Origin of the sequence: Paludisphaera rhizosphaerae (assembly GCF_011065895.1) — a bacterium.
GTDB lineage: Bacteria > Planctomycetota > Planctomycetia > Isosphaerales > Isosphaeraceae > Paludisphaera > Paludisphaera rhizosphaerae.
This window is the reverse complement of the sequence record NZ_JAALCR010000004.1, coordinates 172,217-187,911: the sequence shown is the minus strand read 5'-3', so window position 1 is coordinate 187,911 and position 15,695 is coordinate 172,217. Positions and strand designations below refer to the sequence as shown.

Annotated in this window: 10 protein-coding genes; all 10 read right to left on the bottom strand. The window is 66.1% G+C overall.

Features of this window, described 5'->3' with window-relative positions; all coding sequences use genetic code 11:
- Positions 1-39: 39 nt before the first annotated feature.
- The 10 genes from G5C50_RS06890 to G5C50_RS06845 all read right to left on the bottom strand — a co-directional run bounded on the left by G5C50_RS06890 (position 40) and on the right by G5C50_RS06845 (position 15,617).
- Positions 40-1,233, bottom strand: coding sequence for an FHA domain-containing protein (locus G5C50_RS06890; RefSeq protein WP_206107608.1), 1,194 nt, complete (start codon positions 1,231-1,233; stop codon positions 40-42).
- A gap of 344 nt (positions 1,234-1,577) precedes the next feature.
- Entirely contained in the window at positions 1,578-5,804 is a 4,227-nt protein-coding gene (locus G5C50_RS06885) for a tetratricopeptide repeat protein (RefSeq protein WP_165066903.1), read from the bottom strand.
- 260 nt (positions 5,805-6,064) lie between these two features.
- Positions 6,065-6,832: a PEP-CTERM sorting domain-containing protein gene (locus G5C50_RS06880; protein ID WP_165066901.1), complete on the bottom strand. Its 768-nt coding sequence runs from the start codon at positions 6,830-6,832 to the stop codon at positions 6,065-6,067.
- A gap of 431 nt (positions 6,833-7,263) precedes the next feature.
- On the bottom strand, positions 7,264-8,604 hold the full coding sequence (locus G5C50_RS06875; RefSeq protein ID WP_407673498.1) for a nucleotide sugar dehydrogenase: 1,341 nt from the start codon (positions 8,602-8,604) through the stop codon (positions 7,264-7,266).
- 107 nt (positions 8,605-8,711) lie between these two features.
- Positions 8,712-9,926: a hypothetical protein gene (locus G5C50_RS06870; RefSeq protein ID WP_206107607.1), complete on the bottom strand. Its 1,215-nt coding sequence runs from the start codon at positions 9,924-9,926 to the stop codon at positions 8,712-8,714.
- Positions 9,927-9,991: 65 nt separating this feature from the next.
- Positions 9,992-11,188, bottom strand: a complete 1,197-nt coding sequence (locus tag G5C50_RS06865) for a glycosyltransferase family 2 protein (protein ID WP_240906991.1) — start codon at positions 11,186-11,188, stop codon at positions 9,992-9,994.
- Positions 11,188-12,390, bottom strand: a complete 1,203-nt coding sequence (locus tag G5C50_RS06860; protein ID WP_165066895.1) for a glycosyltransferase — start codon at positions 12,388-12,390, stop codon at positions 11,188-11,190. Before G5C50_RS06860 ends, G5C50_RS06865 begins: the two co-directional genes overlap by 1 nt.
- On the bottom strand, positions 12,387-13,634 hold the full coding sequence (locus G5C50_RS06855) for a glycosyltransferase (RefSeq protein ID WP_165066892.1): 1,248 nt from the start codon (positions 13,632-13,634) through the stop codon (positions 12,387-12,389). The genes G5C50_RS06860 and G5C50_RS06855 overlap by 4 nt, the downstream gene beginning before the upstream one ends.
- Entirely contained in the window at positions 13,631-14,767 is a 1,137-nt protein-coding gene (locus G5C50_RS06850) for an acyltransferase family protein (protein ID WP_165066890.1), read from the bottom strand. Before G5C50_RS06850 ends, G5C50_RS06855 begins: the two co-directional genes overlap by 4 nt.
- A 34-nt stretch (positions 14,768-14,801) precedes the next feature.
- Positions 14,802-15,617 carry a class I SAM-dependent methyltransferase gene (locus G5C50_RS06845; RefSeq protein ID WP_165066887.1) on the bottom strand — a complete coding sequence of 272 codons (816 nt, stop codon included), beginning with the start codon at positions 15,615-15,617 and terminating at the stop codon, positions 14,802-14,804.
- Positions 15,618-15,695 lie beyond the last annotated feature (78 nt).

Sequence of the window (15,695 nt, the reverse complement as noted above, 5' to 3'; positions counted from 1 at the left end):
CGCAGTGAAGTCCTTCAGGGCTCGTCAATGGAGCCGGCATCAAACACGTGGAGGACAGGAGCCGCCAAGGAGGGTTTGAACCAGCGAGCTCCAGCGATCCTGGGATTCTTGCTCCATCGCTGCGATGCGGCGGTCGAGCAGCGAGTGGACTTGAGGGTCGAGGGGCTTTGGCTGCGGGCGGTGCCCGTTGCGTGAGCGAGGCGACTGGACGGCCTGGGCTTGGCGTGGCTCAGAAGTTAAGGATCTCGAGGCTCCCGCGCGGTCGGCCTTGATCTCGGCGACTTCCTCGGAGAGCCGGCGGATCTGGTCGAGCTCCGAGCGCAGAAAGTCGATCTGGTCACGCTGCAGCTTTCCGAACATCTGGAAGGTCGCCACGAGCAATGAGCGAAACTGGTCGAACATCTGGTCCTGCATCTGACCGAACTGCTGAATAAGCGGCGCGATCAGCGCCTCCGATGGGGCCAGCACGCCGGGCGTGATGTCAGCACCTATGGAAAAAGGTCCCTCCACACACGGCGCCGCATCGTCGCGCACGCGCAATCTGAGGCTGCCAACGGATAGGGTGTCGCCCGCATCGAGCCGGGAGAATCGTACCCGATCGCCGTCGACGGCAGTCCCGCCGCGACCAAGTAGATCGACGACCCAGAGGCCATGCGGCGTCAGGACCAGGGAGCAGTGGGCCCTCGAGACGGTCGCGTCGCTAAGGCAGATACGACAGATCGGCGAGCGCCCCACCAGCGTCAGCAACCTCTGTAATTCGTGGACTGAGCTGCCTCTCGACTCGCTTCGAATCTCCAACGCTCTGCTCGGCAAGTCGTCTTTGCCGACGAATCGGGACGACAGTGGGGTGAGACCTTCCGAGTCCTCGTCGTTCACGGCCGGATCTGTGGCTGCCGCTAGGCGGAGGATGAACGGCCCGATGCCAAGCCTGTCGCCAAATACTAGCCGCCCGGCGGGACGGCTCCCGGAGCAACCAACCGTCCCGGTTCGGCTGCCGAGGTCGAACCAGAAGAGTCGCCCGAAGGCGACCTGCAGATAGGCGTGGCGCATGCTCACTTGCGGGTGGTTCAGGTAGACGTCGGCCTGTGGGTCGCGTCCCACGACGGCGAACGGTCCAGGCAGGACAATTTCTCTCGGATGGTACTCCCCAGGCACTTCGACAAGCAGGCGGAGGGGTTCGGCCGCTCCGCATGCTGCCAGGAAGGGCTCACTGGAGCGCTTCTCCAGGTTCAATGACGAACTGCAGCATGTCGACAGTTCGACGGCTCGCCCCCCGGCGGCGGATGTTGGACCGCTTAATCCTGATGCAACAGTTTCATGGCCAGTACAACATACAATAGTTCTTGTATAATTCATGATTCCACGTCCAATAGTGCCGGACGCCAGAATTTCGGCGCGTTAAAGAGGAAAGACCGCCCCCAGTCTTAGGAAGGCGCGTATCATGTACCGCCGCCGTCCGACCGTTGCGTCGTCCGGGCGGGTTCTGGCTGCCCGAACGTCCCCAAAATCTCGGCCTCGACGGCTGGTGCCGCCGTGGCCTTGCGGCACTTCGGAGCAGAGGCGCTCGTGCTGACGGCTCAGTGGCGGGCGAGGGCAGCCGTCAGGGTTCGGAGAGCGGGCCTCTCGAGCGGGTGGAGCGAGCCCTCCTGGAGCCCCAGATCGACGGCCTCGCGAAGCGCAGCCCGTGCCTCGTCGATCTTCTTCGCCATCAAATAGGCGCGTGCGAGATGGAAGTACTTATCTGGGGCAGGGGTGACGGCGACGGCGTCTTGCAGGTCTCTAGCCGCCAGGTCGGCGTGGCCCATAGCCAGGTGGGCGACCCCACGCGTGTCGATCAGGTCGGGCCTGGGGCCGTTCAGCTCGATGGCCCGCTCCGCCAATTTAAGAGCCTCTGGGCCGCGTACACCCAGGGTGGCCAGGAGCCAGGCGAGGTTGTTCAGCGGGGTTCCGTTCGTCCGATCCTGCTCGAAAATCCGGAGGTAGAGCATTTCTGCCTCCTGGTAATTTCCCTGGAGGGTCCGAACGTTCGCCAACGAGAATCGGAGCGTCGCTGACTCAGGGGCCTTGTCCAGCGCCCTTGCGATTCGGTCGGCGACGCGTTGGCATTGCGGTTCGCTGGCGACGGCCGTGGTGAGGACCTCGACGCTCGTGACGGCTACCTTGTCCGAGCTGAAGGCCCCCCAGGCCTGGTCGCAAATGTCGAGCGCCTCATCGACGCGCCCCTGACGGGCGAGGAAGGTCGCCAGGCGGAGCACCGCCTCAGGGCGTCGCCGTGACGCGGCGGTCCGATAAAGATTCTCGGCCGCAGCCGGGTGGTGAAGCCGCTCGAGGAGGACCGCGACGGGTTCTGCTCTCACCTCGTCCTCGCGGGCGAAGTCCAGGAGCACTTTCTCTGCGTCGTCTCGGCGGCCCCGCGCCTCCAGAATCCGGGCCCGCATCTCGATGGTTTCCGGAGCCCGGGGCTGGGCCGTCTCGAGGTGCTGGAACCAGGCCTGAGCCTCCTCGACATGACCGTGACGCAGCAGGCCCCCGACGAGGAGGGCAAGGTACTGCGGATTCTGGCCGTCGGCGTCGAGAAGGCCGTGCAGCCGCTCACGGGCCTTGGGCCAGTCTCCGTCGGCCTCGGCAAGTTGGGCGAGCAAGAACTGGTCGTCGGGGGTGGCTCGTCGACCCAGCTGCTCGAGAAGGGCGATCGCCTCTCGGCGTCGCGCGCGGCTGGGTTGCAGCGCCAGGACCCGCGCTCGGGCGCGAAGGTCGGCGTCGACGGCAGGGCCTGACGCAGTCCCGCTTTCCGCGCCGAGGAGTTCGAGGGCCTGGATCGCCTGCCGGTGCGTGCCTCCCGCCGCGAGCAAGATCGCGAGGGTCCGACGGGCCCAGCCCGACTGCTCGGGGGCCCGCTCGCCGAGTTGGACGAGGTTTTCGAGGTGTTTTTCAGCCTCAGCCGGCCGACCCGTGCGTAGATAGTAGGAAGCGAGTCCCTGGATTGTCGTAGGGTCTTTGGGTCTCGCGGCAAGGGCCGCCTGGTAGGTCTCGAACGCCTGGTCGGGGCGTCCGACCGTCTCGTAGCACCAGCCGAGGGCCAGGGGGGCGCTCGCCGCGAGCTTGGACTGGACCTCTCGGATGGCGGCTTCAGCCTCATCGCGCCGCCGGTCGGCAACCAGCAATTGCACCAGAGCGACTCGGGGCTCCGGCACCTCTGGAGCCAGAGCCGCAGCGCGTCGCAAGGCTCGCTCGGCTTCAGTCATCCGGGCCTTCGCCTCATCGGCCCGTCCCTCGGCCGCCGCGCGGCGGCCGATCGCCTCGACCGTCTGGCCAAGCCACAAGTAATCGCGGTAGTCCTTGGAGCCCTCAGCGACGACCTTCCGGGCCATGTCGAGGGCTCGTCGATCTTCGTGACCCCGGAGCGCGACGTCGGCAGCCAATCGTTGGAGGTCGCCCGAGAGCGGGGTCTGGCCCTGCGCCTGCTGGAGCAACTGAGCCGCTTCGACGTAGCGTTGGCGGCTCATCAGCAGTTGGACTGCCCGTCGGATCGAGTCCGGTCTGCGGTCGCCCAACTCGATCGCCTTGAGGTACCCCTTGGCGGCCAGGTCGGCGTCGCCTCGCAGCTCATCGAGCCGGGCCTGGGCCAGTGCGGCTCCAGACCAGTTCGGCCGAACGACGGCGACCTCAGCCAGCAGCGTGCGAGCCCGGAGGGTCGACTCGGCCTCGTCTTGATGAGTTTCGACAAGGGCGATGAGGCGAAGTGCTTCGGCAAGGCGCCAGTGGACGCCCCCGTCTCCTTCGATCCTCCGGAGTTCGTCGATCAGACCACCCATCGCGGCGGCGTCGCGGTCTCGGGTGGCCAGGTCGAAGAGGATCAGGCGGCTACCTAGGTCGTACGACCGTCGACGGGCCACCTCTGTCCAGAGCCGGCGAGCAGCCGCCGTGTCGCCGGCCTGCAGGTGGACCGAGGCCAGCCCCGCCAGGAGCGTCCCGGCTTCCTCACCGAAACGGTCGACGCCATCGGCCAGCCGGGCTAGGGCTTCGCGGGCCTCAGGCCCTGAGCGAAGGGCCCAGGATCGCGCCGTCGCCAGCCGGATCTCGACCGTGTCGCCGAAGCGACGCCGCGCCTCATCAAGGAGCTCGAGCGCCTCGTCAGGTCGGTTTTGGCGGCCGGTCAGGTCGGCCAGGGTAGTCCACAATTCAGCTTCGTCGGGATGACTCTCCTTCGCCGCGACGAGCAGTTCGCGAGCCCGTGCCGCCTCTCCCCGGGCGAGAGCGACCTCGGCCCTTAACAGCGCCCCCTTGGCGACGATCGTCGGGGCCGTCCCCAGGCCGTCGATCAGCCGGTCCACGTCGCCCCAATTCCGCTTCTCTGGCGCGAGGCGCAGGTTTCGCACGATCGCGAGCCTCGCCATGATCGAACGGGCTTCGGGGGCACGCGGCAGTATCCGCTCATATTCGGTCAGGGCCTCGTCGATCCTGTCCAGGGAAGTCAGGGCGGCGGCCAGGCTCCACCTGATTGTGAGCTCGAGAGGATCGTAGGTGCCGGGATCGAGGTCGAGCGCCTTCCGGTAGGCGTCGTAGAGCCTCTCCTGGTCGCCGATCCGCTCGTAGCAGCGGCCGAGCAGGAGCTGGACTTGCCTGCTAAACGCACGCTGGTCCTTGGGGACGAGCACCTCGTGCGTCGCAAGTCTCTGGACGACCTCTTCGAGGCGCCGAGCCGCCTCAACCCAGTGGTTTCGCCCAACGTCAAGGCGGGCCTGGAGGTAGTCGACCATCTCCACCGGGTAGCCCTCTTCGGCCAGCCGGCCGACGATCCGGCCCGCTTCATCTCCCCGTCCGGTCTGGACGAGCACCTCCGCGAGCCGCCAGCGAAGGTCCGCGACTCCCGGCAGAGCCTCGATCCCCTTCTGCAGCCAGCGCACGGCCTCGTCGGGCTTGTGGGCCGACAACTCCAGATCGGCAAGGCCCTGATACGGGCGATGATCCTGCGGGTGGAGACGGGCGAGGCGATCAAATGCGGCGCGGGCCGCTTCGTGCTCGCCGCGGGCCAGCGCCCGCTCGGCCCCCGCAAAAAGGACGTCCGCCTCGTCGGGTGCCAGGTCCGCGGCACGCCGAACGTCCTCGTCGCCGCCGGCCAGCCCGTATTCCTGGCGGTAGCGTGCCCGTTCCAGATAGGCCCGGAAGGACTTCGGGTTGGTCGCGACAAGGCCCCCTGCGTCAGCTCGGGCGTCCATGATCCTGTCGGCACCGTCCGGATCTTTGAGGCGGCGACGCAGCAAGTTCGCAAGGCGCACATAGCTCTCGATCTGCGCCGGCGCGTGGCCCCGCGCCTTTGCGTACCAGGCCGCCGCCGCCTCGTGGTGGCCGATGCCTTCCTCGCATTCGCCGAGGAGCTGCTCCGTCTCGCCCGTCTTCGGCAGCACCGTCAAGTGTTCTCGCGCGGCGGCCAGATCGCCGAGCTCGATGTCGATCCGCGCGATCCGGAGCCGAAGGTCGGAACGACCCGGATTGTGGATCTGGGCCCGCTCCAGGACCGGAAGCAGCCGTTTGCGGTTGGCGGTGGTGGTCGCCAACTGCTCGCGGAGCAGAGCGTACCGGGCGAGCGCATCGGAGTCGTCGGGCCGGATCCCCAGGTAACGCTCGAGGTGGTCCACAGCCTTGGGGAGATCATTTTCGGACTCGGCTTCGGCGGCCTGCTGCAGCAGGCCGCCGGCAGAGCGGCGTAGTTGGTGGCCGTGCAGCGTGTGAACGCCCACGCCGGAAAGGACGAAGAGGCCGATCAGGAACCCGAGAAACCGCACGTTGAGTTTTCGTTGCATCGGAGGTCCGCCGCCTGCCTTGCAAGGTATGGTCGCTCGGGGTCGAGCCGCCTGGGACTGGGTCGCCGGTCGGCCTGGGCGGCCGTCTCAATCATCTCCGCCGGGATGGGTGGTGTGCGGGCCGGTCTCGACCGGTCGCATGAAGTCTCGCGACGCCGCGGCGGGCCGTGGCGGCGAACCGTCGGAAAAGGGCGCAGGGAGGCTCGTCGGCCTCCCCGCTCGAGGACATCTGTTTGCGTGGTCGCCGATTCGCGTCGCTTTCAGACGGTGACGCGTCGGCGACGCAGTTGCGCCAGGCCGCCGGCGAGCCCGAGGCCGATGAGTGCCGAGGCCATCGTCGTAGGCTCAGGAGCAACCCCCGTCACGAGGATGTGATCGGCGAAATTCACAATGCCGCCCCCGCTCATCTTGAGGATGGTGAGGCTCGTCAAGGAGAACGGCGTCACCGGGCGCGTGAACACGCCGGAAGCTGAACCCGAATCGAACGTGCTGCCGGACTGGGTTCCATTTTGAAGGCCGGTCGTGACGCCGCCTGGAAAAGGGGTCGTCCCGAAGAGGGTGTTGCCGAAGTCTGCCCACGCCTGGTAGATACCCATCATGCCGAGGGTGCCGGAGGTTATGCTGCCCCCCGTCCCGGCCTCGCCGAACAGCATCGGCCCCACCGGCAGGGTGTAGTCTGTCTGGGAGACCCAGAGGTAGAGCGTGTGCTCTCCGACACTGTTGTTAACGACACTCACCGTGGAAGAGAGGAGGTTGCTCAGGCTGGCGGAGTTGGTTGACGACCCGCCATAGATTGTCACTGTGAAGTCTCCGTAGACTCCAGAGAACGTTACAGCGCCGCCGGGGCCGAAGCCTCCCGAGGGGCCCACGTAATTGATCAATACCGGCGTGCTCGCCGAATCTTCAACCAGTGCAAGCTGCAGCACGGGGACGGCGTGGGCGGCCCGAGGCGAGCCGAGCAGGCACGCCGCGGACAGGGTTGTTAGTAAGAGCAGTCGCTTGCTGATCCGAGTCGGTCCGCGAAGCATGATTCACTCTCCTAATTCTGCACCCGTTAGGTCGATGGCCTCCGCGGGGTGCGAGCCGCAGAGGGTTGGTTTCCGGAACGGCTCCGAACGCGTCTCCTCAGACAGGCGGATTCGCGGGTGTGCTTGGCAAGATGATGAGCCTGCCGAGTCGTGTTCGGGACCGGACGAGGCCTTGGTCAGCGACGTCCGTCGCATACCACGTCCTCTCACTGATCCGTCAGGCGACGCAGCCCGGTCAGCCGCGTTCGACGGCCATTGCGATTCTGGTCGATCCCTCCTTTCTCCCGGCTGGCCGAGGAAGCGAACCGACGTTCATAACGGGGAGGCCTACTATCTGGAGGGGCCCATCGACACCTGACGAGCCGTTGGAACGTCGACGACAGAACCTTGGCCGGGGACTCTATGGCGAAGGGGCTCCGCGGGTGGCCCCCTCAAGCGCGGATGACATGGCCCGGCGCAACGGCGACGCCCCGCATGGCGTCGCGGGTGTCGACGATCAGCGGGGCGTGCGCGGCAATCCAGGCCCAGTCGTAGGCCGAGTGGTCGGTGACGATGACGAGGCAGTCCTGGTCGCGAAGGTACTCGGGGCTCAACTCCTGGCTGGCCATCGGGAGATGGCCGAGGCGACGCGTCTGCGGCAGCGTGGGAATGTACGGGTCGTTGTAATGGACCACGGTCCCCCGTCGTAGGAGTTGGCCCATCAGTTCGAAGCCGGGCGACTCGCGGGGGTCGTCCACGTCCTTCTTGTAGGCCATTCCCAGCAGGGTGATCCGGCTGCCCTTGATCGGCTTGCCGCGATCGTTCAGCGCCTCGGAGATCTTCGAGACGACGAAATCGGGCATGGCCGTGTTGACCTCGCCGGCCAGCTCGATGAATCGTGTGGACAGGCCGTACTTGCGAGCGACCCAGGCCAGATAGAACGGGTCGATCGGGATACAGTGCCCACCCAATCCAGGCCCCGGATAGAACGCCTGGAAGCCGAAGGGCTTGGTCCTCGCCGCGTCGATCACCTCCCAGACGTCGATCCCCATCCGGTCGTAAAGGACCTTCAGCTCATTGACCAGGGCGATGTTCACGGCGCGATAGGTGTTCTCCAAGATCTTGCACGCTTCGGCAACCTCGCAGGTCGAGACAGGTACGACCGCGGTCATGGCTCGCTCGTAAAGGGCCGAGGCCAGCGTGAGCCCTGCGGAATCGATCCCGCCGACGACCTTTGGGATTGCGGCTCCGGTGTAGGTGGGATTACCCGGGTCCTCTCGCTCGGGGCTATAGGCCAGGAAGTAGTCGCGGCCGACCCGCAGGCTGCCGCTCTCGAGAATCGGCAGGACGACCTGGCGCGTCGTCCCCGGATACGTGGTGCTCTCCAGGACCACGAGTTGGCCCGGCCGGAGCCGATCGACGATCGCGCGAGCCGACTGGACGACGTAGGAGAGATCGGGCTCGCGGGCGGCGGTCAGCGGGGTGGGGACGCAGATGATGATGGCGTCCGGCTCGTCGAGGCGGAACAAGGAGTCGGTCGCGTTGAACTGACGGGCCTGCATCTCCTGGACTGTGGCATCCGGGATGTGGCCGATGTAGCTCTCGCCGCGTCGGAGTCGGACCACCTTGGTCGGGTCGCTGTCGAACCCGAGGACCCGAAAGCCGCCGTTTGAAAACGCTCGGGCCAGCGGTAGGCCGACGTACCCCAGGCCGATGATGCCCACGAGGGCCGACTTCGCCTCGATCCGGTCGCGAAGCTCCTGGCAAAGGCCCCAGTCGGCTGCCGGCGGCACGTCCGAGATCGCCTCGTCGCTGCTGTTGAGCGGGCCCAAGAATTGTTCGGTTCGGTACAAGGCCATGCCTCCCGAGAGGACGTATCGAACGGGTCGGGTTGGCTGCTTCAGAGGGCGGCGAGCGTGCCGTCGGACCTGCCCGCTGCGGCTCGGCCGGCGTCCCAGGTCAGATGGTAGTCGAGGGCCTCGGCGACCGAGCCGCTCCAGCCTGATTCCGCGGCCCGGATGAGGTTGTACAACTCGCGGGCGGTCACATAGTGGAAGTGGAAATTCGGGTCGCGGCGAGTTCGACGTTCAAGGTCGCGGTGGAATTCGACCGTCGGCGGGCCGAGCAGGACTCGCCGGTTCTCCTCCGTCGCGCCATGCGTGTGGAGCTTGACGAAGAACCAGTCGGGGCGGGTCGGCACCTGGACGCGGGCTCGCAGCCAGAGGTCGACGCGGCGGGCATCGGGTGGCTGGCTGGCCTGGATGCAGCCGTTCTCAATACGAGGGAGGAGCCCCCACTTGCGACGTCCCCAATCGAGAAGCAGGGGGCCCTGGATCAGGAGCAGGGCGCCGCGAGGGGGACCTCCCTGGCCGACGTCCCGCCCGGAGTCGTGCGATTTGGGGCGGTGGGGATCATCGACCGCGTAGTAAATGCTATTGATCTTGCGCGTTTGGGTCGGATGCGGGGCCGACGGCAAGGTGAAGTCGGCGTAGCAGCCCGTCTCCCGGAGAATGTCGAGCTCATTGTTTACGCCGCACCAGCGGCCGTCGGGACGGGCATTGTCCAACGCCCAGTTGCCATGGATGAAGCCGTAGGCGAGGGCCCCCGTGTCGCGGTCTCTCGCCAGGAGGCCATGGCGGTCGGCCAGGGTCTTCTTGAAGTCCAGGAGCCGCCGTCGCAGGCTGGCGGCGGTCTCCCCGTCGTGGTGCAAGTGCACCTCGATCTCGCCGTAGCCGGCGCGGCAAAGTTCCGACAGGAGATCAAGGTGCTCGGGGTCGTATTCCTCCAAGGGGAAGAAGAAGGTGTGCCGGGGGGGGCGGCCGTCACTGTCCCGAAAGGATCCGAAGACATGCTGATAAGATTCCGTCCAGCAACGAACCCGCTCGCATGCGACCTCGGGCGTAACCCCTCCGCCGCGGGGTTCGAAATGATCGGCGATGCACAGCAGCAGATGGATCGGCTCGTTGGAAGTGGGAGCCCGCCGCTTAGGAGCTTGAATCAGATACGTCACGAGCCAGCGGTCCAGGTGGCGACGGCGGAGGATCCAGGTCGCGAATGCGGCCACGGCCGCAATGCCCGCCGCGGTCATTACCGAGACCAAAACGATCGAATTCATGACCGCCGTGTCCCGCTCGACGAGGGGTGCCACCCTCTCTCAGTGTGATCAACGCGGCACCCGGGTTAGCGCCCCAGATTGGGAAAGGAGCAGTCCCGGGGCGGGCTCTCGTAGTGGACCCGTCCCCAGGCCGATTCGCAGTGTCCCGAGGCCCAGACCCAGAAGGCGGCCCAGGCCGCTGCGTTGAGAGTCAGGAAGGACCCCGCCGCCGAGGCAAGGCGCCACCGGCCGCCGATGGGCGTCCACAACCCTGCCAGGCCCAGGAGGTAGAGGGCTCCCTGCCCCAACAGGGCAGCCCGGTAAAACGGGTGCGTCATCGCCGCGCTTGAGGCGAGCAGAGCCAGCATGGCCCAAGGTGCGACCAACCGCAGCAGCTTGTGCGAGACGAACTGGAGCCAGATCGGATTTCTCCAGGGTCGCAGGACGGCCGGGAGCCGGATCAGGAGTTGGTAGTTGCCCGCGAGGGTCCGGACCTTCCGGCGAAACTCGTCGCGGGTTCGCTCGGGGAGGCGGTCGAACGCCTTCGCACGGCCGTCGTGCACGACTCGCGCCCCGTTCATCGCCACGAGTAGGGGCCAGTATACATCGTCGAGGACCGTCCCCGGCGGTATCGGCCGGAAGAGGCCGCGTCGGACGGCACAGATTGCCCCCGTAACGCCGACCGACGAGCCGAAGCGGCTCTCCTGCCGACGGATCCATTTCTCGAACCGCCAGTAGAGCCCGACCCCGGCGAGGACCCCCGACCCGCTCTCGATGATCAGGTCTCCGCTGACGGCGCCGATCTCAGGGTCGTCGAAGTTCTCCAGGAGTCGCACCAGAGCGTCTGCCCCCCATCGTTGGCGGGCGTCCGCGAAGACGACGATCTCATGGCGAGAGGCGAGGAACCCTCGCGTTACCGCCTCGGCCTTGCCGGACCGGCGGGCCAGTTCGATCACACGGTGCGAAACCCCCGATCTCTCCGCCGACGCCCTCGCCCGATCGACCGTCCTGTCATCGGAACCGTCGGAGACGACGATCAGCTCACTCTCGGGGTTCGCGTCGGCGACGAGCGCGGCGAGTTCGGCAACCCTCCGGCCGATCGTCGCCTCTTCGTTATGGCCCGCGAGGATCAACGAGCACGGCGGTGTTGCACGGCCATTCGTCCCTTCAGGACTCGTCGGACGAGCGCGGAGCCGTGCGATCGCACCGATGAGGAGCGGATAACCGATATACGTGTAAAGAAGGAGGCTGGCGCTCAGGGCGAAGACCCATTCGGCGGCCATTAGAGCGACCCTCTTGTGCCTGAAGTCGCCAGGTGGAGGCGTATTTCGTCGAGCCGGGCGCCCCAACTCTCGTGCCGCATCAGCTCGCTTCGCTCGATGCGCGGCCCGGGGTCGGCCAGAGCAGCCTCGACCTCGCCAAGAAATCCCTCGCGACCGACACCGATCCTACAACAACCGAGCTCCTCCACCTCCGGGATCGCCGTCGAGACGACGGGCAGCCCTGCGGCCAGGTATTCGCGGACCTTCAGCGGATTGGCATTGAGGGTGAGTTCGTTGATTCGGAAAGGCATCAGGGCGAGGTCGAATCCCTTGCAGTAAGCGGGCAGGTCGGTGTAGGGAATCCGCCCCAACAGATGGACGTTCGGCAGCCGGCTGAGTTTCGAGACGTCGGTCGTCGTCTTGCCCAGGACTACGAGCGAGCCGTGGGGATGGCGGGCGGCGACCTCGGCCATCAGGTCGACGTCGACCCAATCCGCGATCAGGCCGAAGAAGCCAATGACCGGACGCGGCAGCCCAGCGATCCGCGCCGGCACCTGCATGCCGGGATCGAGGGCCTTGCGAAAGTGATCGAAGTCCACGCCGTGTCGTACCAGGACCGTCCTGGCATTGAACGGGGCCTTCGATTGGAGCAGGCGATCTGCCGAGACAACCACCAGGTCAGCAAGCCGCAGCAGGTGGGCTTCCAACTCCAGCATCGCTGCCGCTGAGACGCCGGTGAAGGCGGAGTACTCGTCAACGCAATGATAGATGATTGTTTCCTCGCCTAGAGCGCCGGCAACGACTGCGGCCGCTGGGTTGAACACCCAGTTGATCGGCCTCCGGAACCCCAGCCTTCGCATCGCGAGGCGGACCTGGAACCGAAGCCAGTAGCGGTTCAGTATGCGAACCGCCTTTCGGTCGTAGACCGGCACAGCCAACGGACTCAGGACGAAGAGATTCGGCTCGACCGCTCGTATCGGGCGAGTGGCGGCGGCCAGCTTGCGAAAGGCGCGGCTGGCGTCCGCGCGCGAGACAGTCGGAGTCCGATAGCCGATCGAATTGACCCAGAGCACTCGATTGTCGCGGGCGAGCAGGCGCATTAGGTGCGTTTTCGAGAGCGGGTCGCCATTCCAGTCATGGCTGAAGCAGACAATGTCCCTACCGCGGAGTACCGCAGCGGACTCGTCGGCGATCCGTCCGTGGCGGGCAGGAGCTTCGATCATCGGATCGGGACCTCGCTGAGATTGATTCTGGGCGCGGGTACGCCGGCCGATGTGCACGGCCCTGGGACTACAGAGGCGCCTTGCGCCTGGCTGCCGCGTATCACTTCTTGGAACAGGGCGACTAGCTCGTCCGCGGCGTCGCGGTGATCACGCAACCGTCGCGGATGGCGGCCGTCGAGGACGAGCCTGCCTTCCAGGCCGTCGCGAATCGCATTAGCTAATACTTTGGAGTTTCCTGGGACGACCAAGCGACTGGGCACCAGCCCGACGGCTTCCGGAACACCGCCGACGGAACTCGCGACGAAGGGAATTCCGCAGGCCGCCGATTCGAGAAGCACAATCGGGAGGCCTTCAGAACGACTCGGGAGAACGAGCAAATCGGCTGCCCGATACCAATCGGCCAACCGCTCGTGCGAGCAGGCCCCCGCCAGGCGAAGCCGGTCCGAGATTCCAAGCCGCTGAATATGGCTTTCCAACCCGCTCCTGAGAGGCCCCTCCCCGACGAGATAGCCGACGAACCGACACCCGGACTTGGCGAGCACGCCGCACGCCTCCACCAGGACGTCCAGTCCTTTGACCGGGACCAGATTGCCGACGAAAAGAAGCATCGGCTCGCCGGCCGGCAGGCCGAGTCGACGGCGTGCCTCGAGGCGGTCGCCTGGGTGGAACATTTCTGAATCGATGCCGTCATATACAACCCGGACCTTCTCCTCCGGGACACCGAACTCGCCAACCCGTCCGGCCAGATCGCGGCTCACGGCGACGACGGCATCGGCTCCACACAGGGCTTCTCGCGTCCTCCGCCGCCGCGCCGGGTAGGAGTCAAGGGCGTGGACGTCAGAGCCGTGCACCTTGACCACCACCGGCAGGCCTGCCTCACGGCCCAACTCGACGGCGGCCCAGCCGTCCGGGTAGGCCCAGGGGGCAAAGATGAGGTCGGGCTTGAGCGTGAATCGAGCGCGTTCGAAGGCCGCTCGAACCGAGGCCCGGTAGAAGCGGCCGTAGCACCCGCGGGCCATCTTCGGAATGTAGAAGTAGCGAGGGTGCTCGACTGCGACCCCGTCACACTTCGTCCGCCGATCCGCGGGCAGCGCCGCCTCGCCCCGCCACCAGGCCGATAACTCGTCAACCCAGGCGACCGGTGCGATGACCGATACGTCGTGCTGATCGGCCAGGGCTTTCACCTGCTGCCGATTGAAGGTGGCGCGGTTCGGCCGAAAGGGGTTCGGGTAAAGGTTCGTCAAGACGAGGATTCGCATGGCTGTAGGGGCGAGACGCGGGGGTCGCGGCCTCTCCCGGCTGGTCCGAAGTAGGGGAATCTATCCTTCAGGTTGTTCAGGGGTCGCTCGTAAAGAGCCCACGAGAGAGCCGCCACGAGATAGGTTGCGGCCATGACGATTAGAAACCTGCTTGCCCCATCGCCCGGCAAGGTCCAGGTTCGCGAATGCCACAAGTAGGGCAGTATCTCGTGATAGACGTAAATCCCGTAGCTGATCGTCCCCGTGTAGACGAGCGGCCGCCATGCGAGAAGGAGTCCGGAGACGCCGGTAAAGCCTTCCGCGGCGAGGCTCACGAGCCAGGCGAAGACAAGCGAATAGCCGAGATCTTTCAGGGTCAGGATGATCACCCAGCCTGTCCCGTGGGAACGGCCGACGCCGGAGAACCGCACCGCAGCGACGGTGCCGGAGATGATTAGCCCGGCCCAGAGCAGCCCGCGAAGAAACACCAGATTAGGCCGTCGCCCGCTCGCGTTCCGCATCGCGAGCAGAGCGCCCAAACCGAGTGAATCGAGACAGGATGTAGTGGCGGTCATGCTCGTGACCAGGTTCGTCGTGGCGACTGCGAGGCAAGCTCGGCTCAGGGGGCCGATCAGGATTATCGAAACGACGATGGTCGACAACCAACGAGCCGGGACGAATAGGACGATCGTAGGCCATAGCAGGTAGAATTGCTCCTCGACCGCTAGTGTCCAGAAATGGCTCAGAGACAACCCCCAGTCGCCGTCACGTCCAATATGGAAATTGGTCAGATAGGCGACGTGCCAGGGGAGATTGGCCCTGACGCCCGGCATATCGACCATGGCGCAGGCAAGTAAAACTAGATAATAGAGCGGAAAGATCCTCAGGAATCGCCGCGCGTAGAAAGCGAGGAGAACCCCGCGACAACCCAGGCCCTCCGGATCAGCCTTCCTCCTGGCTTCCAACAGGATGCCCGTGATCAGGAATCCGCTCAGCACGAAGAAGAGCTTGACGCCGACGGCCCCTAAATCGAGCGCCCAGGCCAACGCCGGGTTGCCATTGTGAGTGAAGACAACGGCGAGCGCGGCGAGGCCTCGCAGGCCGTCCAGTTGCGTCATGCGGCTCGACGATTTCGCCATGTCCAGATCCCGAGTTTCTCTCGCGGCGGGAGCTTCACCCCCTTGCGACGTCGGTCTGCGAGCCCATCGATTCTCGACGAGCCACGATCGTCAGCTGAGTCCGCCGCCCTAGGATCCGAGGGCAGCTCTGGGTCTCCTCAACCCGGACGATGCGGCAACCGAGCGGCCTAAGCATATGCTCGACCCGACCGGCAGAAGCGAAGGCGCGACCGACGCGTATGCGGCTGCCTGGGGCGACCTGCCAGCCCGCCAGAGCGTGCACCACACCGTGCCCGAGGTCGCGACAGCGGCAAGCCAGGGCGCGGGCCGACCGCGATTGGGCGATGAGGTAGGCGTCATGCCAGATTCGTTCTACTCGCAGGTAGAGGTGCCCGCCGACTGCCAGCACGCGGGCCATCTCGGCGAGGGCGCCACGCTGGTGCATGTAATTCAAGGCTACGCGGCAGAGGACCAGGTCGAAGCTCTCGTCCCGAAATGGCAATGAGTCGGCCGCGGCACCTGCGAGTCCGATCGAGACGCCTTCGAGTTGAGCGAATCGAAGCCCTAGCGCGAGGGCGACGAGGTCCGTGTCGATGCCCACGAGTTTCGCACTCCCGGCAGTTGCCAGCAGGCGTAAGGTCTGGGCCGCCCCACAGCCGACATCAAGCACCCGGATGCCCGGCCGGTCCGTCATGAGCGCGGGGAGTCCGTCGCGATCTTCGCAGGCGGCCTGCCACTGGGATTCGATCACGTGGTATCGGATGCCGGCGCCCAGCGTTGTAAGCTCTCCGTCCGGACCGACCAGGCCGTAGCTGGAGAGTTGCCGGCGGAACCCCGAGGGCAGCGGTTCCGCCTTGACGTCGTCGCCCACCCAGCCTCCGAGTGATCGGACGAATTCCGGTGGCCACCCCAGGGCGGCCCGCGCAACGGTGTCCTCGACCGGAAGAAA

What these genes read in the sequence shown, in the direction of transcription:
- G5C50_RS06885 (WP_165066903.1), bottom strand. Translation starts at nt 5,804, where the DNA reads ATGCAACGAAAACTCAACGTGCGGTTTCTCGGGTTCCTGATCGGCCTC.
- G5C50_RS06880 (WP_165066901.1), bottom strand. Translation starts at nt 6,832, where the DNA reads ATGCTTCGCGGACCGACTCGGATCAGCAAGCGACTGCTCTTACTAACA.
- G5C50_RS06870 (WP_206107607.1), bottom strand. Translation starts at nt 9,926, where the DNA reads ATGAATTCGATCGTTTTGGTCTCGGTAATGACCGCGGCGGGCATTGCG.
- G5C50_RS06865 (WP_240906991.1), bottom strand. Translation starts at nt 11,188, where the DNA reads ATGGCCGCCGAATGGGTCTTCGCCCTGAGCGCCAGCCTCCTTCTTTAC.
- G5C50_RS06860 (WP_165066895.1), bottom strand. Translation starts at nt 12,390, where the DNA reads ATGATCGAAGCTCCTGCCCGCCACGGACGGATCGCCGACGAGTCCGCT.
- G5C50_RS06850 (WP_165066890.1), bottom strand. Translation starts at nt 14,767, where the DNA reads ATGGCGAAATCGTCGAGCCGCATGACGCAACTGGACGGCCTGCGAGGC.